Below are 214 nucleotides of genomic sequence, written 5' to 3' on the forward strand. Positions count from 1 at the left end.
TGCCCCAGAAGCTTTCTATTGGAGCATTGTCGAAGCAATTACCTTTAGCGCTCATTGAACCTGTAAACTGATGCTGCTTAACGATCTTGTGGTAGGCATGGCTGCAATACTGGCTGCCTCTGTCAGAGTGAACGATTAGCCCTTTGTTTGGACGTTTATTCCTGATGGCCATGTTCAATGCGCGACAGACCAAATCTGCGGTCATGCGTTTGTT

1 protein-coding gene is annotated in these 214 nt (G+C 47.2%); it reads right to left on the minus strand.

Translation table 11 applies throughout. From position 1 onward, the window contains the following. Positions 1-214, minus strand: a 214-nt coding sequence (locus ACT3SX_RS15800; protein WP_443539333.1) for a DDE-type integrase/transposase/recombinase, incomplete at both ends; no start/stop codon positions are given.

Source organism: Psychrobacter sp. AOP31-B2-9, from assembly GCF_052378005.1.
GTDB lineage: Bacteria > Pseudomonadota > Gammaproteobacteria > Pseudomonadales > Moraxellaceae > Psychrobacter.